Annotated in this window: 21 protein-coding genes; 13 read left to right on the forward strand and 8 right to left on the reverse strand. The window is 71.8% G+C overall.

Going from position 1 to position 21,930, the window contains the following annotated elements; genetic code table 11:
* Positions 1-478 precede the first annotated feature (478 nt).
* Complete coding sequence (locus ACFYL6_RS12010; protein ID WP_387170479.1) at positions 479-1,402, forward strand: hypothetical protein; 924 nt, start codon at positions 479-481, stop codon at positions 1,400-1,402.
* Positions 1,403-1,467: 65 nt separating this feature from the next.
* On the forward strand, positions 1,468-2,091 hold the full coding sequence (locus tag ACFYL6_RS12015) for a phosphatase PAP2 family protein (RefSeq protein ID WP_387170481.1): 624 nt from the start codon (positions 1,468-1,470) through the stop codon (positions 2,089-2,091).
* 93 nt (positions 2,092-2,184) lie between these two features.
* On the opposite strand, the gene ACFYL6_RS12020 is transcribed toward ACFYL6_RS12015, so the two are convergent.
* From ACFYL6_RS12020 to ACFYL6_RS12030, 3 genes are read right to left on the reverse strand one after another with little or no spacing between them, the layout of a single operon-like run.
* Positions 2,185-3,408 (reverse strand): hypothetical protein, encoded by a 1,224-nt coding sequence (locus tag ACFYL6_RS12020; protein WP_387170483.1) that lies wholly within the window; start codon positions 3,406-3,408, stop codon positions 2,185-2,187.
* Between the two features lie 57 nt (positions 3,409-3,465).
* Positions 3,466-5,151 (reverse strand): GTPase, encoded by a 1,686-nt coding sequence (locus tag ACFYL6_RS12025; RefSeq protein WP_387170484.1) that lies wholly within the window; start codon positions 5,149-5,151, stop codon positions 3,466-3,468.
* Positions 5,148-6,968 carry a GTPase domain-containing protein gene (locus tag ACFYL6_RS12030; protein ID WP_238659019.1) on the reverse strand — a complete coding sequence of 607 codons (1,821 nt, stop codon included), beginning with the start codon at positions 6,966-6,968 and terminating at the stop codon, positions 5,148-5,150. Before ACFYL6_RS12030 ends, ACFYL6_RS12025 begins: the two co-directional genes overlap by 4 nt.
* Before the next feature lie 220 nt (positions 6,969-7,188).
* On the opposite strand from ACFYL6_RS12030, the gene dnaK reads away from it, so the two are divergent.
* The 5 genes from dnaK (at position 7,189) to ACFYL6_RS12055 (ending at position 11,928) form a co-directional block, all read left to right on the forward strand.
* Entirely contained in the window at positions 7,189-9,048 is a 1,860-nt protein-coding gene (gene dnaK / locus ACFYL6_RS12035; protein ID WP_238659018.1) for a molecular chaperone DnaK, read from the forward strand.
* A gap of 48 nt (positions 9,049-9,096) precedes the next feature.
* Positions 9,097-9,858, forward strand: a complete 762-nt coding sequence (gene grpE, locus ACFYL6_RS12040) for a nucleotide exchange factor GrpE (RefSeq protein WP_387170487.1) — start codon at positions 9,097-9,099, stop codon at positions 9,856-9,858.
* A gap of 85 nt (positions 9,859-9,943) precedes the next feature.
* Positions 9,944-11,125, forward strand: coding sequence for a molecular chaperone DnaJ (gene dnaJ / locus ACFYL6_RS12045; protein ID WP_387170489.1), 1,182 nt, complete (start codon positions 9,944-9,946; stop codon positions 11,123-11,125).
* Between the two features lie 30 nt (positions 11,126-11,155).
* On the forward strand, positions 11,156-11,596 hold the full coding sequence (locus tag ACFYL6_RS12050) for a heat shock protein transcriptional repressor HspR (protein WP_088952117.1): 441 nt from the start codon (positions 11,156-11,158) through the stop codon (positions 11,594-11,596).
* A gap of 137 nt (positions 11,597-11,733) precedes the next feature.
* Entirely contained in the window at positions 11,734-11,928 is a 195-nt protein-coding gene (locus ACFYL6_RS12055; protein ID WP_387170491.1) for a hypothetical protein, read from the forward strand.
* Positions 11,929-12,116: 188 nt separating this feature from the next.
* Here ACFYL6_RS12055 and ACFYL6_RS12060 read toward each other — a convergent pair whose 3' ends face one another.
* Positions 12,117-12,548 carry a hypothetical protein gene (locus tag ACFYL6_RS12060; protein ID WP_030332093.1) on the reverse strand — a complete coding sequence of 144 codons (432 nt, stop codon included), beginning with the start codon at positions 12,546-12,548 and terminating at the stop codon, positions 12,117-12,119.
* A gap of 172 nt (positions 12,549-12,720) precedes the next feature.
* Between ACFYL6_RS12060 and ACFYL6_RS12065 the strand changes: the two genes are divergently transcribed.
* Positions 12,721-13,179, forward strand: a complete 459-nt coding sequence (locus ACFYL6_RS12065; RefSeq protein ID WP_387170493.1) for a GNAT family N-acetyltransferase — start codon at positions 12,721-12,723, stop codon at positions 13,177-13,179.
* On the opposite strand, the gene ACFYL6_RS12070 is transcribed toward ACFYL6_RS12065, so the two are convergent.
* The 3 genes from ACFYL6_RS12070 to ACFYL6_RS12080 form a co-directional block, all read right to left on the reverse strand.
* A complete protein-coding gene (locus tag ACFYL6_RS12070) occupies positions 13,168-14,382 on the reverse strand; it encodes a cation:proton antiporter (protein WP_387170495.1) in 1,215 nt (404 codons plus the stop codon). The genes ACFYL6_RS12065 and ACFYL6_RS12070 overlap by 12 nt on opposite strands.
* 5 nt (positions 14,383-14,387) lie before the next feature.
* Positions 14,388-14,888 (reverse strand): TrkA C-terminal domain-containing protein, encoded by a 501-nt coding sequence (locus ACFYL6_RS12075; protein ID WP_363608703.1) that lies wholly within the window; start codon positions 14,886-14,888, stop codon positions 14,388-14,390.
* Between the two features lie 163 nt (positions 14,889-15,051).
* The gene (locus ACFYL6_RS12080; protein WP_145792085.1) at positions 15,052-15,270 is read right to left on the reverse strand and encodes a winged helix-turn-helix domain-containing protein; all 219 of its coding nucleotides are present in this window, start codon (positions 15,268-15,270) and stop codon (positions 15,052-15,054) included.
* A 247-nt stretch (positions 15,271-15,517) separates the two neighbouring features.
* Here ACFYL6_RS12080 and ACFYL6_RS12085 point away from each other — a divergent pair, with 247 nt between their 5' ends.
* Positions 15,518-15,781: a hypothetical protein gene (locus ACFYL6_RS12085; RefSeq protein ID WP_238677600.1), complete on the forward strand. Its 264-nt coding sequence runs from the start codon at positions 15,518-15,520 to the stop codon at positions 15,779-15,781.
* A 170-nt stretch (positions 15,782-15,951) separates the two neighbouring features.
* Here ACFYL6_RS12085 and ACFYL6_RS12090 read toward each other — a convergent pair whose 3' ends face one another.
* Positions 15,952-17,088 (reverse strand): epoxide hydrolase family protein, encoded by a 1,137-nt coding sequence (locus ACFYL6_RS12090; protein WP_387170497.1) that lies wholly within the window; start codon positions 17,086-17,088, stop codon positions 15,952-15,954.
* Positions 17,089-17,173: 85 nt separating this feature from the next.
* On the opposite strand from ACFYL6_RS12090, the gene ACFYL6_RS12095 reads away from it, so the two are divergent.
* The 4 genes from ACFYL6_RS12095 (at position 17,174) to ACFYL6_RS12110 (ending at position 21,911) form a co-directional block, all read left to right on the forward strand.
* Entirely contained in the window at positions 17,174-17,818 is a 645-nt protein-coding gene (locus tag ACFYL6_RS12095) for a TetR/AcrR family transcriptional regulator (RefSeq protein WP_387170499.1), read from the forward strand.
* Positions 17,819-17,903: 85 nt separating this feature from the next.
* Positions 17,904-20,495 (forward strand): ATP-dependent chaperone ClpB, encoded by a 2,592-nt coding sequence (clpB, locus tag ACFYL6_RS12100; protein ID WP_387170501.1) that lies wholly within the window; start codon positions 17,904-17,906, stop codon positions 20,493-20,495.
* A gap of 111 nt (positions 20,496-20,606) precedes the next feature.
* Positions 20,607-20,987, forward strand: coding sequence for a hypothetical protein (locus ACFYL6_RS12105; protein WP_387170502.1), 381 nt, complete (start codon positions 20,607-20,609; stop codon positions 20,985-20,987).
* Positions 20,988-21,056: 69 nt separating this feature from the next.
* Positions 21,057-21,911 (forward strand): hypothetical protein, encoded by an 855-nt coding sequence (locus tag ACFYL6_RS12110; protein ID WP_387170504.1) that lies wholly within the window; start codon positions 21,057-21,059, stop codon positions 21,909-21,911.
* Positions 21,912-21,930 lie beyond the last annotated feature (19 nt).

Raw genomic sequence — 21,930 nt, forward strand, 5'->3', positions numbered from 1 at the left:
GCCGCGCAACTCGTGCGCCTGTCCGGCTGCTGCCGGACCGGTTCCTGGCGGCCGCGCCTAGCCCCGGTGGGGGTTGCCGCACGGCGTGACCCGGGTTCTGGCCGAACCCGGATCGGGAGCGCCGGCGCTCAACCGCGCCTGCCGCGAGGGTGCGCGGAGGTCACGGCTGCGTTGCCGTCGTGGTCCATATTCGCAGAGCAGGTGAGCGCGCCCACAGTACGCCTGCCCCCGCATTCCAGCCGCCCTTGCTTTGACGCCGTTTGTCGCCATCATGCCGGCCTGCGTTTCCCATGCGTTGCGGCACGATTCGTCACCGTTCGGTCAGCACCGCGTGTCGACACGCGGTGGAGGTTGGCTGACCCAGGGTGACTGCGCGAGGCTGATTCCCGCAGGATCGCGCCTATCGGGTTATTTGTCGGGCTTTTGCCTCCGGCGGCGTCCATCCATGTCTCCGACGGTCGACGACAAGGGGTGTGCGGTGTACGAGCCAGGTGACGGTCCCGGCACACCAGCGCTCGGTCGACACCGGTCGGTCGGCGGCTATCGCCGGATGGTCGGCGTGCACCGCGCCCCCGGCGCCGGTGGCCCCACCCGCGGTTACCTGCTCACGGTCGCGCTGCTGGCCGGCACCGCGTCGATGCCCATCCTCGCCGCGATCAGTGCGGGCTCGGCCACCCCGGGCAGCACCGCCCTGCCGGACAGCAGCACCCCGTTCATGCCGACCCCGTCCGTCGGGCCGGTGGTGATCCCGCTGCCGATGACCAGCCAACCGCCGCTCCCACCGCTCGGCACACCCAGCGTCGTTCCGACCAGCGGCTGGCTGCCCGCCGCACCGCGACGGCCACTGGAAGGGCCCGCCGCGGCCGATCCCAGGCCCGCCTGGCGGACGACCGCTCCGCCGGCGGCACCGAAGCCCACCCGGGGCACCTCGCCGCCCGTACCCCCGCCTGTCGTTCCGCCGCCGAGCGACCCGGACCCGACCGACCCGCCGGACGCGACCGACCCGCCGGACCCGGACCCCACCGACCCCGACCCGACCGACCCGCCAGACCCGGACCCGACCGATCCGGACCCGACCGACTCGCCGGACCCGGACCCCACCGACCCGGACCCGACCGGCTCGGCCGATCCCGATCCGACCCCGACCCTGACGGTGGACCCGACGCCCACACCGGACCCGACGCTGGCGCCGACACCCACGCCTACCGACGAGGCGACCGCGACCGCCGTGCCGACCAGCACCCGGTCGGTGCCCGCCCCCACATCTCCGCCGCCCGCAGCACCGACCCGCCGGCCCAGCCCGGCGATCCCGTCGCCGTCGGCCGTCGCCTCGCCGCCCAGCGTCGGCCCGGCGCCGCTGGCCCGACCGACGCACCCCGCGGTGTTCCCGGCGGTACGGTGACGATCAGGCGCGGCCCGTCCGGCGTCGGCGGTGTTCGGGGGTAGGCGCGTACCGGAGGGGGTGGCGTGGGCGGCGGTGCGGAACTCCGCCCGGTGACCACCCGACCCGGCCCGGCGTTGCGGATCGCACGGCTGGTCACCGAGGTGACCGCCCCGGCGGTGCTCGTGTCGCTGCTGATCCTCACGGTGAGCTGGCACAGCGCACGCCGCCCCGGTCAGGGCCTCGTGTGGGGTCTGCTCGCCACCCTCTTCGTCACCGGCATTCCGTTCGCCTACATCGTCGGCGGGGTACGCCGTGGCCGGCTCACCGACCACCACGTCGGCCGCCGGGAGCAGCGTCGGGCGCCGCTGCTGGTCGGCCTCGGTTCGGTCGCGGCAGGGCTCGCCCTGCTCGCCGTGTTCGGCGCGCCCCGCCCGGTGCTGGCGCTGGCGGTGGCCGGGCTGGTGGGCCTCGTCGTCGCCGTGTCGCTCAGCCACTGGTGGAAGATGTCGATCCACTCGGCGGTGGCCGCCGGCACGCTTGTCATCCTGATGCTGACCTTCGGGACCTGGCTGGTCGTCACCGCACCGCTGCTGGCCGTGGTCGGCTGGTCCCGGGTACGGCTGAGGGACCACACGGTGGCGCAGGTGCTCGCCGGAGGTGCGCTCGGTGCCCTGATCGCCGCGGTGGTCTTCGGCCCGCTGCGCTAGCCCGGCTCATGCCCGCTGCGCTAGCCCGGCTCATGCCCACTGCGCTGGCCCGGCCGGGGCGGGCGGCGCGGAGCCGCCCACCCTCGGACGCTGTCAGGCCCCGTCGTCGGCGAGGCGGTGCCGGTTCGCCTCGATCCACGCGTCCAGTGCGGCCGGGTCGTCCGGGTCCACCCCGTCGGCCATCAGCTGCGCCACCGCGGCGGTGGCCGCGCTGCGCCGCTCACCTGTCGAGTAGAGGCGGGCGAACTCCGGCACCATCTCCTCGATCGCCTCGTCGGTGCGCGTGGTCGCCGCCTCGGGCAGCCCGCGCTGGCGCGACGCGTACCGCGCCCAGGCCCGCAGCACCCGGGGCAGCATCGCCGCGTCGTCCATGTCCAGCACGGCCCGGCGGTGCACCCAGTCGAGCAGGAAGAGCCCGGACACCGCGGGGCTCCAGCGCATCGGGTCGGCGTCCGGGAAGCTCGCCGAGTGGTCCAGCAGCAGGCTCAGGCAGAAGTGCAGGGAGGCCAACTCGGGGCCGTCGACGGCGTCCAGCCCGAAGCGGACGGCCTCCGGCGCGGCGAGGAACCGTCGGACCAGGTCGGTGCGCTCGGCTGCGGAGAGCGGCTCGACCTCCGCCGGACCGGTCGGGTCGGCCGCGGTGGGCAGCATCGCCAGCCGGGCCCCGACCAACGCCCGGTCGGTGGCGAGCGACCCCTCGGCGGGCAACTCGCCCAGGTCGTCGGTGACCGCCAGATGGCGGGCCACCTCGCCCCGGAGCCGGGACGGATCTTCGGTACGGAACCAGGTCAGCTCGTCGTCGGCGCACATCTGCCGGACCTGGTCCAGGATTCGCTCGGCCGGCCCGCCCACGAAGATGTCCTTGGTGATCCCGATGTTGTGGTCCACCAGGGCCACCAGCGCGTGCTCCGAGCCGCCGGACTCGTCGTCGTAGGCGAAGGTCGCGAGGTAGGAGGTCTGGTCGCCGTACACGTCGCCGTACGCCCACGTGCCGGTGAGGTGCACCCGGCCGAGCTGGGCCGTCCAGGTGGGCGCCTGGCTGCCCGGACGCACCCGCTCGGTGCCCACGGCGGTCGGGACGAGCGTGGCGAAGACCTGCCGGATGGTGGTGGCCGCCGCGATCCTGCGGCGGGCGGTGGCGGCGAGGAAGCCTGTGACGAACTCCCGTACGGCGGCGTCGCGGTCGGTCTCCGCGATCGCGTAGACACTGCCCAGCAGGGCGCTGCCGAGCATCTCGGCGTCGAGGGCGGACTCCAGCTTGGTCACGTCGCGTGCGGCGTGCAGCACCGCGTCGTAGGGGGTCTGAGGCGTGGCCATGCTCCGACCCTACGCCGCCCGAGGCGTACGCAGAGCGGTAGCGAGCCGTGCGGAATGTCAGCGGCGTGCGGCGTCCCGCAGCGCGTCGCGTGCCTGCGCGTACGAGCCGAGTACGATCCGGACCGGTGTCAGCACGTACTCGTCGCCCACCTGGGCGACCCGCGCCGTCAGGCGCTGTTCGGCGCGGGCCCGTGCGCGCCGGGCGGCCCAGCGCAGCACCGGGCGGGTCAGCGCCGCCACTAGCAGCCCGGCCAGCAGGCCGCCGAGCAGCAGCAGGGTCGGCAGCGGCACCTGACCGACCATCGGGTTGTCCAGCGCGGGCAGGCCGAGCGCCCGCAGCGCGTAGCCGAGCGCCAGCCAGCCCAGCCCGACCACGGCGGCGAGGGTGACCAACCACTGCACCCCGCCGACGATCCGCCACCACAGCGGTCGGCGGTCGAGGCCGAGGTCGGTGCCGGCGATCGCGCGGTCCAGCGCGTCCGGCAGGTCGCCGAGGCGGGACCGGGCGGCGGAGGTCACCGCGGCGGGCCAGGCGGCCGGCAGGTCGGCGGCGGCCCGGTCGGCCACCGCGCGGATGGCGAGGCCCAGCGCCGAGCGCTGGGCGGCCGTCGGGTCCGGTACCGAGGTGGCCGCGACCAGGCTCTCCGCCGGGTCGGCCTGGTCGCCGGTCGGGCCGGGCAGGTGCAGCCGACGCAGCGGGTCGGGTCGCAGCCGCCGCCAGCCCCGGACCACCGGCCAGCCGGTGGCCGCGCCGGCCCGGTGCCGGTACGCCCGCTCCACGGCCTCGGTCACCGCGGGCACCCCGGCCGCCCCGGCCAACGCCCGGTTCAGCCCGTTGCTGGCGGCGTCGTCCGGCCCACCCGCCGGCCGGGCCGAGCCGACCAGCTCGTCCAAGCCGGCGACGACCGTGTCGACGTCACCCGCGAGCCGGCGCAACGCGGCCTGCCGCTCGGCGACCGTGCGCTCCAGGGCGTCGCGCAGCCCGACCATCCCGGCCGGATCGATGGCGGTGGTGGCCAGCAGGGGCACACCGGTCAGCCCGTCCGTGTCGAGCAGCCGACGCAGGTCGTCCAGGACCCGGGGCACCTCTGCCGGGGGCAACCGGTCGGCCTGGTTGAGCACGACCAGGGTGACGTCCCGGTGTCTGTGGAACTCGCGTAGGTAACTGTCGTGGATGACCCGGTCGGCGTACTTCTGCGGGTCGACCACCCAGACCACCTGGTCGACCAGGCCGAGGAGTCGGTCCACCTCGAGCCGGTGGGATCGCTGCACCGAGTCGAAGTCGGGCAGGTCGAGCAGGATCAGGCCGTGCAGGGCCGTCTCGTCGTCCGCGTCCAGGGCGCTCTCCCGGACGAAGCGGTGCCGGGGCAGCACGCCGATCCAGTCGAGCAGCCGGTTGGCGCCCTCCAGCGGCCCCCACACGCAGGCGTGGGTGACGCCGGTGGTCGGCCGGCGGACCCCGACCGGCGAGAGTTCCAGCTGGGCCAGCGCGTTGAAGAGGCTGGACTTGCCGCTGCCCGTGGCACCGGCCAGGGCGACCACCGTGTGGTCCCGGGACAGCGCGAGCCGGGTGCCGGCCCGCTCGACCAGGGTGTGCGCGGGCACCAGCTCGGCGTCCGGCAGCAGGCCGTCCACGGCGGTCAGGAACCGGCGTACCGCCTCCAGTCGGGCGATCAGCGCGTCGGCGTCGACCCGCTGGTCCCCGCGGAACACCTCACGTACCCGGCCGGCGATGTTGCTCACCGGAAACCCTCCTCGTCGCCGGCGGACAGCCCGCTGCGATGCCGGGCCAACTCGACCCGGCCGGCGGCCCGGCGCAACCCGTCGCCGGCGTCCGCGGCGGGACGGGCGTCGGCGGTGCGGCTCAGGAAGCGGTCGGCCTCCGCGTCGAGCAGCGTCCGCACCCGGTCCAGCAGGTCGGTGCGGGCCTTGGCGGCGAGGGTACGCACCGCCTGGTCGCCGAAGATCGCCTGGAGGACGGCCTGCGCGGCGACAGTGGTGCCGGCCCCGGTGGCCAACTCCAGCCCGGTCGGGATGAACGCGGTGGAGGCGAAGACGGCGATCATCACGGCCAGCCCGGTGGCGTTCACCGCGTACGCGGCGGTGCGGGCCACGAACCGCTTGTCGCCGCCCTCGACCCGGACCAGTTCCAGCACGCCGCGCTGCCAGTCCCGGACCATCCGCTCGGCACGTTCGGGTAGGTCGTCGCTGGGATGGGCGAGCGCCGGGTCGAGCAGCCCGGCACCGGCCGGGTGTGCCTTCCACCCGGTGTACGCGGACTCGGCGGCCTCCGAGGCCACCCCGCGCAGCAACGTCACCAGCTGGGACTCGATGGCGTTGCGCAACTCGACGGAGGGCGCCGGTCGACCGGTGACGGCGGCCACGACCCGGTCCCGTAGGCGGCCGATCCGGGCCTCCAGCGTGCGGAACAGCTCACCGGTGCCGACGAACTCCTGCCAGCGGGCGAGCACCTCACCGCGGAGCAACCGGCCGTCCTGGAGCCCCTGCTCGACGGTGCGTTCGGCACCCCGGTACGCGGCCCGGACCCGTTCGTCCAGCCCGTCGGCGGCGGCGAGCTGCTCGTCGGCGGCGTCGGCCAGCTCCTCCACGGCGGGGTGGAGTGCGGCCAGCGCCCCGTCGAGGGTCTGGCGGACCACCGCCGCCCGCGCGTCCACGTCGGCGGCCAACCGGGCGAACCAGTCGGCCAGCGGCGCGGTCACCCCCTCGGGCAGCAGCCCCTGACCGTCGACCCAGGTCTCGGGCAACACGAACAGCGGCGCCCGGCCGAGGTCCTGCTCGGCGAGCATCTCGGTCAGGTGCGCGGCGATCTCGTCGGTGGCCTCGGCGGGCACCCGGTCCAGCACCATGGCGATCACCGCGCCGCGCGCCCGGGCACTGCGCAGCAGCTCCCAGGGCACCGCGTCGGCGTACCGGGCGGCGGTGGTGACGAAGAGCCACAGGTCGGCGGCGGCCAGCAGTTGGGTGGCGAGCGCCCGGTTGGCGTCGACGACCGAGTCGATGTCGGGCGCGTCGAGGAACGCCAGCCCGGCGGGCAGGGCCGGGGCGGTGACGAGGTGCAGGGCGCGCGGGTCGTCGCTCGGCTCGGTGGTGCGGGTCAGCCCGGGCAGGAGGTCACCCTGCCGGAACCAGGCCGCGTCGGACGGGTTGCAGACCAGTACCGGGGAACGGGTGGTCGGCCGGAGCACGCCGGCGGCGCTGACCCGGGCCTTGACCAGGCTGTTGACCAGGGTCGACTTTCCCGCGCCGGTGGAGCCGCCGACCACCACGAGCAGTGGGGCGTCCAGCCGGGCGAGCCGGGGCAGCAGGTAGTCGTCGAGCTGGTCGGTGAGGGCGGTGGCGGTGTGCCGGGCGGAGCTGGCAGAGGGCAGTGCGAGGGGATACCGGGTCGCGCCGATCGCCTCCCGGAGGCCCGACAGCGCCCCGGGGAGGCCGTCGTCCCCGGTGGTGGCGGGCGGCTCCTCCGCGGCGTCCGACGGGTCGGTGCGGGCTGCGACGGCGGGCGCGCCGGAACGGGTGGCGGGATCGCCGTGCGTCGTCACCGCTAAAGCGTGCCCGACCGATGCAAGGGAAGACAACCGGACGGTAATAACGGGTGGGTTGCGTCGGGTTGACTCAAGTCAACTTGACGATTGGCCAACGCGTGGCACTATTGAGTCAAGTTCACTCAACTTGTGGTGGGGCCCGCTGCGGGCGGTGCTCGCCAGCAGCCCACGGGCGACGCCCGTCACCTGCACAACCTTACGAAGCGAGGAAGCGAAGATGGCACGTGCGGTCGGTATCGACCTCGGCACGACGAACTCCTGCGTCAGCGTTCTCGAGGGCGGTGAGCCCACCGTCATCGCCAACGCTGAGGGGTCGCGGACGACTCCGTCGATCGTCGCGTTCGCCCGCAACGGCGAGGTGCTCGTCGGTGAGGTCGCCAAGCGCCAAGCGGTGACCAACCCGGACCGGACGATCCGGTCGGTCAAGCGCGAGGTCGGCACGAACTGGTCCGTCGACATCGACGGCAAGAAGTACACCCCGCAGGAGATCTCGGCCCGGACGCTGATGAAGCTCAAGCGGGACGCCGAGGCGTACCTGGGCGAGCAGATCACCGACGCGGTGATCACCGTCCCGGCCTACTTCAACGACAGCCAGCGCCAGGCCACCAAGGAGGCCGGTGAGATCGCCGGCTTCAACGTGCTGCGGATCGTCAACGAGCCGACCGCGGCCGCCCTGGCGTACGGGCTGGACAAGGGCTCCAAGGAGCAGACCGTCCTGGTCTTCGACCTCGGCGGCGGCACCTTCGACGTGTCGCTGCTCGAGCTGGCCGAGGGCGTCATCGAGGTCAAGTCGACAAGCGGTGACAACCACCTCGGTGGCGACGACTGGGACCAGCGGATCATCGACCACCTGGTCAAGACGTTCCGCGGTGAGCACGGCATCGACCTCGGTCAGGACAAGATGGCCCTCCAGCGGCTCCGTGAGGCCGCCGAGAAGGCCAAGATCGAGCTGTCCGCCGCCACCACCACCAACATCAACCTGCCGTACATCACCGCCGGCGCGGCCGGCCCGCTGCACCTCGACGTGACGCTCAGCCGCGCCGAGTTCCAGCGGATGACGCAGGACCTGCTGGACCGGTGCAAGGGCCCGTTCGAGCAGGCCGTGAAGGACGCCGGGATCAAGATCTCCGACGTCGAGCACGTCATCCTGGTCGGCGGTTCGACCCGGATGCCCGCCGTGACCGACCTGGTCAAGCAGCTCACCGGTCGCGACCCCAACAAGGGCGTCAACCCGGACGAGGTGGTCGCCGTCGGCGCCGCCCTCCAGGCCGGTGTGCTCAAGGGTGAGGTCAAGGACGTCCTGCTGCTCGACGTGACCCCGCTGAGCCTGGGCATCGAGACCAAGGGCGGCATCTTCACCAAGCTGATCGAGCGCAACACCACCATCCCGACCAAGCGTTCCGAGGTCTTCACCACGGCGGACGACAACCAGCCGTCGGTGCTGATCCAGGTGTTCCAGGGTGAGCGGGAGATCGCGGCCTACAACAAGAAGCTCGGGACCTTCGAGCTGACCGGCCTCCCGCCGGCGCCGCGCGGCGTGCCGCAGATCGAGGTCGCCTTCGACATCGACGCCAACGGCATCGTCAACGTGCACGCCAAGGACCTGGGCACCGGCAAGGAACAGAAGATGACGATCACCGGCGGCTCCTCGCTGCCGAAGGACGACATCGAGCGGATGCGCCGGGACGCCGAGGAGCACGCGGAGGAGGACAAGCGCCGCCGCGACGACGCCGAGACCCGCAACGTGGCCGAGGCGCTCCAGTGGCAGACCGAGAAGTTCCTCGCCGAGAGCGGCGACAAGCTGCCCAGTGAGAACCGCGAGCAGCTCAACGAGGCGCTCGGCGAGCTGCGTGGCGCCCTCGGCGGTCAGGACATCGAGAAGATCAAGTCGGCGCACGAGAAGCTGGCGCAGGTCTCCCAGCAGGCCGGCTCGCTGCTCTACTCGCAGCAGGCCGAGCAGGGTCAGCAGCCGGGTGGCGAGCCCGGCCCGGGTGCGACCGGCGCGACCGGCGCGCAGGCCGGCGGCGCCGACGACGTGGTCGACGCGGAAATCGTGGACGAGGACGGCAAGAAGTGACCGTCGCCCTCCGACACGTTTCCACCGCGAAGGGGATGAGGTAGCCGCATGACGCAGAAGCCACGAGCCGCCGACCCGGGCGACACCGGGTCGACGCCGGGTGGCTCCGCGCCCACGGAGCCGACCACCGGCGACGGGGAGCGGGTCGTCATCCGCAACAACCGCAAGCTCGTCGACACCGCCGAGCCGGCGGGGACCGCCGCGGACGCGGAGACCGGCGTACCGGCCGAGGGTCTGGTCGAGGACGCCGAGGTCGTGGTCGACGAGATCGAGGTCGAGGTCAACTCCACCGACGGGCCGGAGCCGTCCGGTCCGCCGGTGGTGGACGCCCCGGCGCAGCCGGTGGACGGCAGCGGCGGCACGAGCACCTCGCTCGGCGCCGAGCTGGAGGCGCTCCGGGCCGAGCTCGACGAGCGGACCAGGGACCTGCAGCGGGTGTCGGCGGAGTACGCCAACTACCGCAAGCGGGTCGACCGTGACCGCAGCCTCGTGCAGGAGCAGGCGACCGGCTCGGTGCTGGCCGCGCTGCTGCCGATCCTGGACGACCTGGACCGGGCCCGGGAACATGGCGACCTGGTTGGGCCGTTCGGCACGGTGGCGGAACAGCTCACCACCGCGCTGGGCAAGTTCGGCCTGAACGCCTTCGGCGAGCAGGGCGACCCGTTCGACCCGACCCGGCACGAGGCGGTCGCGCACCAGACCTCGGCCGACGTCAGCGAGCCGACCTGCGTACAGGTCATGCGACGCGGCTACCAGCTCGGTGAGCGGCTGCTGCGCCCCGCGCTGGTCGCGGTCGCGGATCCGGAATAGTGCCAGACAGTGACCGGGCCGTCCCGCCCACCGCACAGCGGTGGGCGGGACGGCCGGGCCACCAGGGTCGGAAGGAGGTGGACCGGTGAGTTCGAAGGACTGGATCGAGAAGGACTTCTACGCCGTGCTCGGCGTGGACAAGGCCGCCTCCGCGGATGACATCAAGAAGGCGTACCGCAAGGTGGCCCGGGAGTCGCACCCGGACCACAACCCGGGCGACCCGAAGGCCGAGGAGCGGTTCAAGGCCGCGTCCGAGGCGTACAACGTCCTGTCGGACAGCGGCCGCCGTCGCGAGTACGACGAGATGCGTTCGCTCTTCGGCTCGGGCGCGTTCCGGCGCAACGCCCGAGGTGGGGGTCAGCCGGGCGGCATGCCGTTCGACGTCTCCGACATGTTCGGCGGCGGCGCAGGCGGCGATCGCCGCTTCGGAGGCGCCGGCTTCCAGGACCTGTTCAGCTCGATCTTCAGCGGGGGGCAGGCCGGTGGGCAGGCCGCGCCACGCGGTCCGGCCCGTGGCCGGGACGTGGAGACCGAGGTGGCGCTGGACTTCGGCGACGCGGTACGCGGAGTGACTCTTCCCCTGACGCTGCGCGCGCCGGGAGTCTGTGACACCTGCCATGGCAATGGGGCCAAGCCCGGCACCCAACCGCGTACCTGCCCGGTCTGTCATGGTGCCGGCGTGACCACCCGCAACCAGGGGTCGTTCAGCTTCTCCGAGCCGTGCCGCAACTGCCAGGGCGTCGGCACCGTGGTCGAGGAGAAGTGCCCGGAGTGCCACGGCAGCGGCGGTGTCACCAAGACCCGCACCATGAACGTGCGCTTCCCGGCCGGTGTGGCCGACGGCCAACGCATCCGGTTGGCCGGGCGCGGCGAGCCGGGCGAGCGCGGTGGGTCGGCCGGTGACCTCTTCGTGCACGTCAAGGTTCGGCCGGACGAGCTGTTTGGGCGTACCGGAGACGACCTGACGCTGACCGTGCCGGTCACCTTCGCGGAGGCCGTGCTCGGCACGGACCTGCGGGTGCCCACGCTCGACGGCGCGGTGACCCTGCGGGTGCCACCGGGGACGCCGAGCGGGCGGGTGCTGCGGGCCCGGGGCAAGGGTGTGGTTCGCCGCGACGGGCAGGCCGGTGATCTGCTGGTCACGCTGGACGTGGTGGTGCCGGCCCGGTTGTCGGACGAGGCGCGCACGGCGCTGGAGTCGTTCGCCGAGCAGACCCCGCCTGCGGCTCGGGAACATCTCGACGCGCGGGTGCGTCGAGTCGGTTAGTCCGGTGGAATGGACGCGGAGGTGAGCGGGATGTCGGGCGAGTTCCTCGGTTCGGGTGACCCTGCCTACGAGGCCAAGGTGCTGATGATCTCGGTGGCGGCGCGGATGGCGGGGATGCACCCACAGACCCTGCGCCAGTACGACCGACTGGGGCTCGTGCAGCCCGGCCGGGCCGCCGGTGGCGGGCGTCGCTACAGCGTCCGCGACGTGGTGCTGCTGCGCGAGGTGCAGCGGCTCAGCCAGGACGACGGAATCAACCTGGCCGGCGTCAAGCGGATCATCGGGCTGGAGCGGCTGCTGGAGCAGGCACAGCAGCGGGTGGCCCGGCTGGAGGCGGAGCTGGACGCCGCGTACCGCCGGGTGGCCGAGCTGGAGTCGCTGGCCCGCTTCCCGGGCCGGGATCTGGTGCCGACCAACCGCACGTCCACCGCCCTGGTGGTGTGGCGTCCCCGCCGCATGCCCGATCGCTGACCCGCCGCTCACCCGGATCTGTCTTCTCGGCCCGGACCACGCTGGATTCCCGGCGCGGTCCGGGCCGCTTCGGTTAGCCTGTCGATAAGGGTCCAATCGGCTTAATCCGGACCTACCGGCATGGCGAGGGGGAAGCGATGGCGGAGCCGGCGAAGAATGTGGCCCAGCAGACGGAGGACCGGTTGGAAGACCTGGCCGAGACCGTCCGCAAGAAGTTCGACAAGGTGACCGAGGGGACCTACCGGGACCGGATCATCGCGGGCCGGTTCGCCGAAGACGGCGACCACGCCGGCGAACGGGGCCGAGCCGAGACGGAACGCAAGCAGGACTGACCGGTGACCGACGTGCGGGCCGGGACCCACGGGGGGTCCCGGCCCGTTCGCCGTAACCAGTGCCGGGCCGGGACGCTGGGATGCCGTAGCGGGGGTCCCGGCCCGTTCGCCGTAACCAGTGCGGGCCGGGACGCTGGGATGCCGTAGCGGGGGTCCGGCCCGTTCGCCGTAAATCAGTGCGGCCTACCTCAGCCGAGGCGGCGGTTTTCGCGGACCAGGCCGCCTTCGCACCAGTCCCGGTAGACGAAGAGATCCGGTCGGGCCAGCAGCACCCGGCCGTTGTGCGCCCAGATCTTCATCAGCTCGTCGCCGTCGCGCTCGGCCTGTTCGACGAGCTTGCGGAAGCGGCGCTTGGGGTGGGCGCGGAAGTTCGTCCGGATGCCGTCGGCCGCGTAGATGTACAGGCAGTGCAGCGCGAAACGCCGGGCCGGGCAGGTCGGATCCATGGCTAACTCGAAGAGCGTCAGCACCAGTCGATCGCCGGAGACCAGCAGGTCCCAGTCGGGTGGCATCGAGGCCAACGGCACCGAATCGGGCTTGTACGCCCAAGCTCGCAACTCCGCCGGAGTCGGATCGACGGGGTTGGCGAAGCCGTGGAACGTCGACTCCTGCACGCTCACCGGCCAACCTTCCGCTCTCGCCCGCGTTTGGCAACGCTGCCTGCGGACCCTGGCTGCTGGGGCGAAACGGTAACCCGCCCACGGTTGCTGCGGTAGTCCCCATGAGGAGCAATTCCGCAACCGTTGGCATGGGCGGGTCCACTGCATCGATATCGCGGCCGATGATGCTCCTATGACAATCCACGTTCGACGGTTCCAGCGGGGTGCCGAAGCCCAGTTCGTCATGGGGCTGGAGTGGCTTTTCGCCCCTCCCGGTAGCCGTCCCGTGGATTGGGACGGCGACCGCGCGGTCGAGCGGACCGCGCAATTGCTCGCCCACGAAGACGTCGCACTCTTCGAGGCGCGATCCGATGAAGATCAGTTGGTCGGCGTGGCCAGCGTCTACCTGGACATCCTCTCCGTGCGCTTCGGCCGTCGGGCCTCGATCGAGGACCTCGCGGTGCACCCCGACTGGCGCTCCCGAGGTGTCGGCTCCGACCTCCTGGCGGCGGCCAGGGCATGGGCGCAGGAACAGGGCGCCGACTACGTCTTCCTGGAGTCCGGCCTGGGCCGGACCGAGGCGCACCGCTTCTACCTGCGCGAGGGTGCGACCCACGCCGCCGCGGCGTTCAGGTGGACGTCAGTGAAGTGAGTCGGCGACCGGAATCCGCTCCTGCCGCTGGGCCGCCGCGCGGTTGCGCAGCCACCGCTTGAACCACGGGAAGTCCGGCAGCCGGGCCAGGATCGGCCCGGTCACCACAGTGATCAGGACGTACGTCGCGGCCAGCGCTGCCAACTGCGGCTCGACGCTCCCGGCGGCCACCGCGAGCCCGGCGATGACGATGGAGAACTCACCTCGGGGTACGAGTGCCAGGCCGGCCCGCCATCGACCGGGTTCCGCGATGCCGACCCGGCGGGCGGCGAGGTAACCGGTGAGCGTCTTCGTCGCCATGGTGACCACGGCCAACGCGAGCGCCGGCAGCAGCACCGGCGGAATGTCCTGCGGGTCGGTGGTCAGGCCGAAGAAGACGAAGAACACCGCGGCGAACAGGTCCCGCAGGGGCGAGAGCAACTCGGTGGCGTGGTGCGCCACCGGACCGGAGAGGGCGATGCCGACCAGGAACGCGCCGACCGCCGCCGACACCTGGAGCGACGCGGCGATGCCCGCGATCAGCAACGTCAGACCGAGTACGCCGAGAAGCAGCGCCTCCGGGTCCTTCGCCGACAGGGCGGACGAGATCAGGTGGCCGTACCGGATGGCGACCACCAGCACGATCAGCACCGTGCCCACCGCGACGGTGAGCGCGATCCCGCCGCCGAGCAGGCCGGTGCCGGCCAGTACGGCGGTGACGAGCGGCAGGTAGAGGGCCATCGCCAGGTCCTCGATGACCAGCACCGAGAGGATCACCGGCGTTTCCCGGTTACCGAGTCGACCCAGGTCGGCGAGGACCTTGGCGATCACCCCGGAGGAGGAGACCCAGGTGATGCCGCCGAGTACCAGGGCGGCGACCCAGTCCCAGCCGAGCAGCAGGGCGAACCCCGCGCCGGGTAGCGCGTTGAGCACGCCGTCGATCAGCCCTGCCGGTGCCGCCGACCGGAGGTTGCCGACGAGTTCGTTGGCCGAGTACTCCAGGCCGAGCATCACCAGCAGAAGGATGACGCCGATCTCGGCGCCGACTGCGAAGAACTCCTCGCTGGCGTCCAGCGGCAGCAACCCGCCGTGCCCGAACGCGAGCCCGGCGAGCAGGTAGAGAGGAATGGGAGAGAGGCCGAAACGCCGGCTGAGCCGGCTGAGGAGCCCGAGCAGCAGCAGCAGCGCACCGACTTCGATGAGCAGCGTGGTGAAATCGTGCATCCGCCTCAGCCGTCCGGGTCACTGTCGGCGAGGATGGCGGACACGCCGTCGAGACCTCTACGGGTCCCGACAACGACCACCACGTCGCCGGCCGCGAAGCGGAAGGAGGGGAGTGGCGAAACGATCACTTCGCCTTCGCGCAGCACTGCCACGATGGAGGCGCTGGTGCGGGTACGCGCCTTGGTATCGCCGAGCTTCCGATTGACGTACCGCGACCCGGCCGGAATGGCGATCTGCTCGGTGAGCAGACCGGCGGCCTGCTCGCGGAGCCCGGAGAGCTGGCCGAGCATCAGCGACGCGCCGAGGATGTCGGCCAGAGCCTCGGCCTCGTCGTCGGTCAGCGGAATGTCCGCCTGGCAGGCGTCGGGGTCGTCGGGATCGTAAAGAACGAGATCACGGCGGCCGTTGCGGTGGGAAACGACGCCCAGGCGGCGTCCGGACTCCGTCACCAGATCGTGACGTACCCCGATCCCAGGTAAGGCGGTCTGCTCGACACGTACTCGCACTCTCCAAGGCTACCGCTTCGTGAACAAAGCGCAGATCTTGGACGGACAGCACCCTTCGGGCCGGCCCCAGCGCAGCTCGTCGGCCATGATCCGCTCGGGTTCATTGAAGTCGGGGTATCCGGCGTGCCGGGACACCCCGACTTCCTGAAAGCCGAGTGGATCTTTACGACTTCTCTGCTACGAAAACGCCGACACCTTCCAGCGTCTCGGTCAGCCCGGTCGCGCGGAGAATCATCATGGCCTTACCGACCACGGTGTCCGACACGCCGTACTCGTTGCAGAGCTGCGACCGGCTCGGCAGTTTCGTGCCGGGCGGCCACTCGCCTGATTCAATCTTTCCCCGCAGCTCGTCTGCGAGCACCTGGTACTGCTGCTTGGGCATACACACTCCCCGGATGGCACGCCCATTCGATCACGCGACCGCCTCCAACCTCAAGCAATCGGAGGTCGGTCGTTGACCTACAACCGCTACCGATTGTAGGTTCGAGACGAACGCTTCCGGATGGCACTGGGGCGCTCAGCGGGCCGGGACGAGCTTCCCCGTGGTTCGTCCCGGCCCCGTTTTTCGCGCGCAACCAATTGCACCGCCGAGGAGGGGTACAGCTGATGGTGGACCGAGGGCGGCGGCGATGACCGGGCGGTTCGTCATCCACCTGCCGATATCCGCGCCCGATCTGGCCCGCGCCAAGATGCTGGGGCGGACCGCCGGTCGGTCACTGGCCTTCCTGGCCCGGATCGACCTCGGCGGCATTACCGTCTCGACCGAGGACAACCAGGGGGTACGGCACTGGGTCTTCTGCGACCGGCGGCTGGACGGTGGTCGTCGCTGCGTGCTCCGCGCCGACCACGAAACCCCGTGCACCGCCCGGCTGCCCCGGCGAATCGGCCCCTAGGGGCCTTACAAGATCGTGATCGACTCGGTTTTCATGATGTCGCGGTGTCCTGGCGGTCCGGATACCCCGACTGCCTGAAAGTCGAGTGGATCAGCGGCGCCGGGCGCCGGTGCTGGATGCGTCGGTGCCCGCGCCGGCGGAGCGGGCGCGGGCACCTGGGAACGCCGGGGTCAGCGGAGGCTGGCGAAGAACTCGCGGATGTCGGCGACCAGCACCTCGGTGGCCTGGTGGGCGGCGTAGTGGCCGCCGACGTCACCCCGGCCCGCGACGTCGGTCTCGTACGCCGTCCACCGGACGATGTTCGCGTGGTCCCGCTCGGCGAAGCGGCGGATGGACTGGAAGTCGCCGGGGAACATGGCCAGCGCGGTCGGAGCGGTGGTCGGCTCGGTCGGCGGCTCGCCGGCGTGCGCGTCCTCCCAGTAGAGCCGGATCGCCGAGGCGGCCGTGCCGGTGAACCAGTAGAGCGCCACGTTGGCCAGGATGAAGTCGGCATCCAGGCTCTCGTCGAAGAGTTGGCTGTTCCAGGCGAGCAGCCCCACCGGCGAGTCGGCCAGCGCGAACGCCAGGGTCTGCGGCTGCTGACTGTGCACCTGGTTGAAGGAGAACTTGTTCTCGTAGAACCACTGGAGGTGCCCGAGCGCGGCCTGGTCCGCCTCGGAGAGCCCGGCGAACTCGGCCGGGTCGCCCGAGGGGAACGAGAAGAGCTGGGTGACGTGGACGCCGAGCACCCGCTCCGGTGCGATCCTGCCCAGCTCCGGAGCGATCATCGAGCCGGCGTCGTTGCCGACCGCGCCGTAGCTGTCGTACCCCAGTCGGTTCATCAGCTCGGCCCAGGCGCGGGCGATGCGGAACCGGTTCCAGCCGGCGCTGCGGGTCGGGCCGGAGAAGCCGAAGCCGGGCAGCGACGGGATGACCACGTGGAAGGCCGGCGCGTCCGGGTCGGTCGGCTCGGTGAGCGGGGCGATCACGTCGAGGTACTCCAGCACCGAGCCGGGCCAGCCATGGGTGAGCAGCAGCGCGGTGGCGTCCGGCCGGGACGAGCGGACGTGCAGGAAGTGGACCCGCTCGCCGTCGATCTCGGTGACGAACTGCGGGTAAGCGTTCAGGCGGGCCTCGACGGCACGCCAGTCGAACTCGCCCCGCCACCGGTCGACCAGGGCGCGCATCCGGTCGGTGCCCATCCCGTACGAGTCACCCGCGCCGGGCAGGTCGGCGGGCCAGTTGGTGCGGCCCAGCCGGGCGGCCAGGTCGTCCAGGGCGGTCTGCGGGATCTCGACGCGGAACGGGCGGATCGCGGTGTCGCTCATGCCGGAACTCCTTCGGAACGGAATGTTTCGTTCTGCTATCACCATAGCAGAGCGGAATGATCCGTTCCACTGTTATGCTGGGGGCATGTCCACGACTTCCGGCAAGACGCTTGGCGGTCGCCGCGCCCAGGCCGCCCGCAACGACGAGGTCATCCTCGAAGCCGCCCGCGCCGTCTTCCTCGACGACCCGAAGGCCCCGATCGCCGCCGTCGCCGAACGCGCGGGCGTCGGCATCAGCGCGCTCTATCGGCGGTACGCGGGCAAGGAGGACCTGCTGCGCCAGCTCTGCCACGACGGGCTACGCCGGTACGTGGCAGAGGCCGAGACCGCCCTGGCCGAGCCGGACGACTGGGCCGCGTTCACCGGCTTCCTGACCCGGGTGGTCGACGCCGACGTGCACTCGCTCACCGTCCACCTGGCCGGCACCTTCACCCCGACCGAGGAGATGGGTCGGGACGCGATGCGCGCCGGCGAGTTGGCCACCGCCCTGGTCGACCGGGCCCACGCGAGCGGGCGGCTGCGCCGTGACGCGGTCGTACACGATCTGGGTTTGTTGTTGGAGGCGTGCGCCGCGGTCCGCGTACCCGATCCGGAGCGGACCCGCCAACTGCGCCGCCGGCAGCTCGCGGTCCTGCTGGCCGGCCTGTCGTCGGTGCCGGACGCGGACCCGCTACCCGGCCCGCCCCCGGCGGCCGGCGAGTTCGACTGGCGGTGGCGGCGCCGGGAGTGATGGGCGTCACGCGCTAAGGTTGAGCGGAATACGCTCAACTCTGGTTGTGTCCAACCCAGTGGACAACGCCGATCCGGGGGAGCCCATGAACACCGAAAGACTCACCACCAAGAGCCGCGAAGCCATCACGGGCGCCGTCGCGCTGGCCAACCAGCGTGGTCACGCCACCGTGGAGCCCTGGCACCTGCTGCTGTCACTCCTGGACACCGACGGCTCGACCGCCACCGGTCTGCTGCGCGCCGTCGGGGCCGACCCGACCGAGCTGCGCCAGGCCGCCCAGCGTGCGGTCGACGCCCTGCCGGCCGCCCGCGGCTCCAGCATCGCCGAGCCGACGCTGGCTCGGGAGTTCGTCAACGCCATCGGCGCCGCCGAGCAGATCGCCAGGCCGCTGGGCGACGAGTACACCTCCACCGAGCACCTGCTCGCCGGCCTGGCCCGGGTGGGCGGGGCGGTGTCCGGCGCGCTGAAGACCGCCGGTGCCACCGAGGAGGCCCTGGTCGCCGCCTTCCCGACCGTTCGCGGTGGGGACCGTCGGGTCACCACCGCCGACCCGGAGCAGACCTACCAGGCCCTCACCAAGTACGGCGTCGACCTCACCGCCAGCGCCCGGGACGGCAAGATCGATCCGGTCATCGGCCGGGACTCCGAGATCCGTCGGGTCATCCAGGTGCTCTCCCGGCGTACCAAGAACAACCCGGTGCTGATCGGCGAGCCCGGCGTCGGCAAGACCGCGATCGTCGAGGGCCTGGCCCAGCGGATCGTCACCGGCGACGTGCCCGAGTCACTGCGCGACAAGAAGCTGATCTCGCTGGATCTCGGCGCGATGGTCGCCGGAGCGCAGTACCGCGGCCAGTTCGAGGAGCGGCTGAAGTCCGTCCTGGAGGAGATCAAGAACTCCAACGGGCAGGTCATCACGTTCCTCGACGAGCTGCACACAGTCGTCGGCGCCGGCAAGGGCGAGGGCTCGATGGACGCCGGCAACATGCTCAAGCCGATGCTGGCCCGTGGTGAGCTGCGGATGGTGGGCGCCACCACGCTGGACGAGTACCGCGAGCACATCGAGAAGGACCCGGCGCTGGAGCGTCGTTTCCAGCCGGTGCTGGTCGGTGAGCCGACCATCGAGGACACCATCGGCATCCTGCGTGGGCTCAAGGAGCGCTACGAGGTGCACCACGGCGTACGGATCACCGACGCCGCGCTGGTCGCCGCCGCGACCCTGTCCGACCGTTACATCACCGAGCGGTTCCTGCCGGACAAGGCGATCGACCTGGTCGACGAGTCCGCGTCCCGGCTCCGGATGGAGATCGACTCCCGTCCGGTCGAGGTGGACGAGATCGAGCGGGCGGTCCGCCGGTTGGAGATCGAGGAGATGGCGCTGGCCAAGGAGCCGGACGCCGCCTCGGCCGAGCGGTTGGAGCGGCTCCGCAAGGAGTTGGCCGACAAGCGCGAGCAGCTCACCGTGCTCTCCGAGCGCTGGCAGACGGAGAAGAGCCACATCACCAAGCTCTCCACCGCCAAGGAGGAGCTGGAGCGCCTCGGCGGCGAGGCCGAGCGGGCCGAGCGGGACGGCGAGTTGGAACGCGCCGCCGAACTGCGCTACGGCCGGATCCCCGCCCTGAAGGTCGAGCTGAAGCAGGCCGAGGAGGAGCTGGCCCAGCTCCAGGCCGACGGCGCGATGCTCAAGGAGGAGGTCGGCTCCGACGACATCGCGGCGGTGGTCGCCTCCTGGACCGGCATCCCCGCCGGTCGTCTGCTGGAGGGTGAGACGGCCAAGCTGCTGCGGATGGAGGAGTCACTGGGCGGCCGGGTGGTCGGCCAGGCCGAGGCGGTCGGCGCGGTCTCCGACGCGGTTCGCCGTGCCCGGGCCGGTATCGCCGACCCGGATCGCCCGACCGGGAGCTTCCTCTTCCTCGGCCCCACCGGCGTCGGCAAGACGGAGCTGGCCAAGGCCCTCGCCGAGTTCCTCTTCGACGACGAGCGGGCCATGGTCCGCATCGACATGAGCGAGTACGGCGAGAAGCACTCGGTCGCCCGCCTGGTGGGTGCGCCGCCCGGCTACGTCGGCTACAACGAGGGTGGTCAGCTCACCGAGGCGGTGCGCCGACGGCCGTACTCGGTGGTGCTGCTGGACGAGGTGGAGAAGGCCCACCCGGATGTCTTCGACGTGCTGCTCCAGGTGCTCGACGACGGTCGGCTCACCGACGGTCAGGGCCGCACGGTGGACTTCCGCAACGCGATCCTGATCCTCACGTCCAACCTCGGGTCGTCGGTGATCAGCGACCTGACGCTCGCCGACGAGCAGCGTCGGGAGGGTGTGCTGGCCGTGGTCCGGTCGCACTTCAAGCCGGAGTTCCTCAACCGGCTGGACGACATCGTGGTCTTCGCCTCGCTGCGCGGGGACGACCTGCGCTCCATCGTCGACATCCAGTTGGACCGGATGCGAAACCGTCTTGCGGGCCGCCGATTGGCACTGGACATCACCGAGTCCGCCCGGGAGTGGCTCGCCGAGCACGGTTACGACCCGATCTACGGCGCCCGCCCGCTCCGCCGCCTGGTCCAGACGGCGATCGGAGACCAACTGGCCAAGGCCCTGCTGAGCGGATCAATCCGCGACGGCCAAACGGTAAAGGTAGACCGCGCCGTTGAAGCCAACACCCTCTCGGTAACCCCCGCCTAACCCCGCCCGAACACGTTGATCAAGAGGTTTGCGTCAGCCCGATGTCTTCCCATGACGCAAACCTCTTGATCAACAGGGTGGAGCGGGGGTGGGCGGGGAAAGAGGTGGGGCATGTTTGGGATTGGAAAGAAATGGGAGCGGGAACTTGGTGCGGCCGTCGACACGTTGGTGACGGCTGACACGCTCGCCTTCGGGGGAGTTGGCATCGCCGGGAACCTGTTGCCGGTGACGGAGGCGTACGAGCGGGTATCGGCCGCTGTCGACGACCACCCCGAGGAGGTCCGTCGCCAGCTCGACCGGGTGCTGGCCGACGGCACACCCGCCGGCCGGGCGTACGCGGCCACGCTGCTGGAGCGCCTCGACCCGGCGGCGGCCCGAGCGGCCTGGACGTCGCTGCGGGACGACCCGAGCGAGTTCACCACCTTCGTCGGCTGCGTGATGGACCGCGAAACCCTGGGCACGTACGCCAGCCGGCGGCTCGCCGCAGCATGATCCATTCGCCGGTCGGTGCTGCCCGATTGGTCCTGCCGGTCGCCGACGACGCGCCGTACGTTGCGAGCCATGAGCCCGCCCGCCGCCGCGCCGCGTCCGCCCCGGCCGACCACCGTGACAATCGCCTTCTGGCTGCAACTGGCCGTGGTGCTGGTGCTGCTCGGCCTGGCCGCGCTGACGGTGGCCGAGGCGGTGCACTTCGATGGCCAGATCGACCGCGCGGTACGACTGGTGCCGGACGCCGACCCGGACGAGGTGGCTGGCGAACGGCAGGGCAACATCGCGACGACGTTGATCCTCGGCGTACCTGCGGTGTTGCTGGCGATCTGGCTGGCGGCCACCGCCGTCCCGGTCCGGCGGGGCGCCAACGTCGCGCGGATCCTGGTCTTCGTCGCCAGTGGCGTGCAACTGCTGGTCTGCTTCGCGCAGTGCTGCTCCGGAGGGTTCCTCGTACCCCTGCTGGTCGCCCCGGAGCTCGCGGCGGAGCCGTCACCGGAGTGGGACGAGGAGTGGGAGACCTCGACGTTCTTCGACACGCTCTACGCCGGCACCGATCCCTGGGACGACGTGTTCTTCCCCGCGGCGGGGCTGGGCGTGCTCACCGTCCTGGCACTCTCCGCGGCCGTGGTCCTGCTGCTGGCGCTGCCGCCGGCGAACCGCTGGTTCGTGCCGCGTACCGCGGGCGAGGCGCTTCCCGACCCGGCGTGGACGATGCCCGTTCCCTACTACGCCCCGCCCGGCTACGGATATCCGACCGTTCCGCTCGTGCCGGGCTTCCTGCCGCCGAGCCAGCCGCTCCCACCCGGCTACCTGATCTGCCCCGACCCGGCCGCGCACCTGACGCCGGGCGCGCCGAGCAGCTCACCAGGGCCGACCGGACCATCGGCGGCGGCACCGGACGACGGCCCCGACGGCCTCCGCTAGCTGAGCTGTCGGCCACAGC

This window comes from Micromonospora sp. NPDC007208 (assembly GCF_042869175.1).
Classification (GTDB): Bacteria; Actinomycetota; Actinomycetes; order Mycobacteriales; family Micromonosporaceae; genus Micromonospora; species Micromonospora foliorum.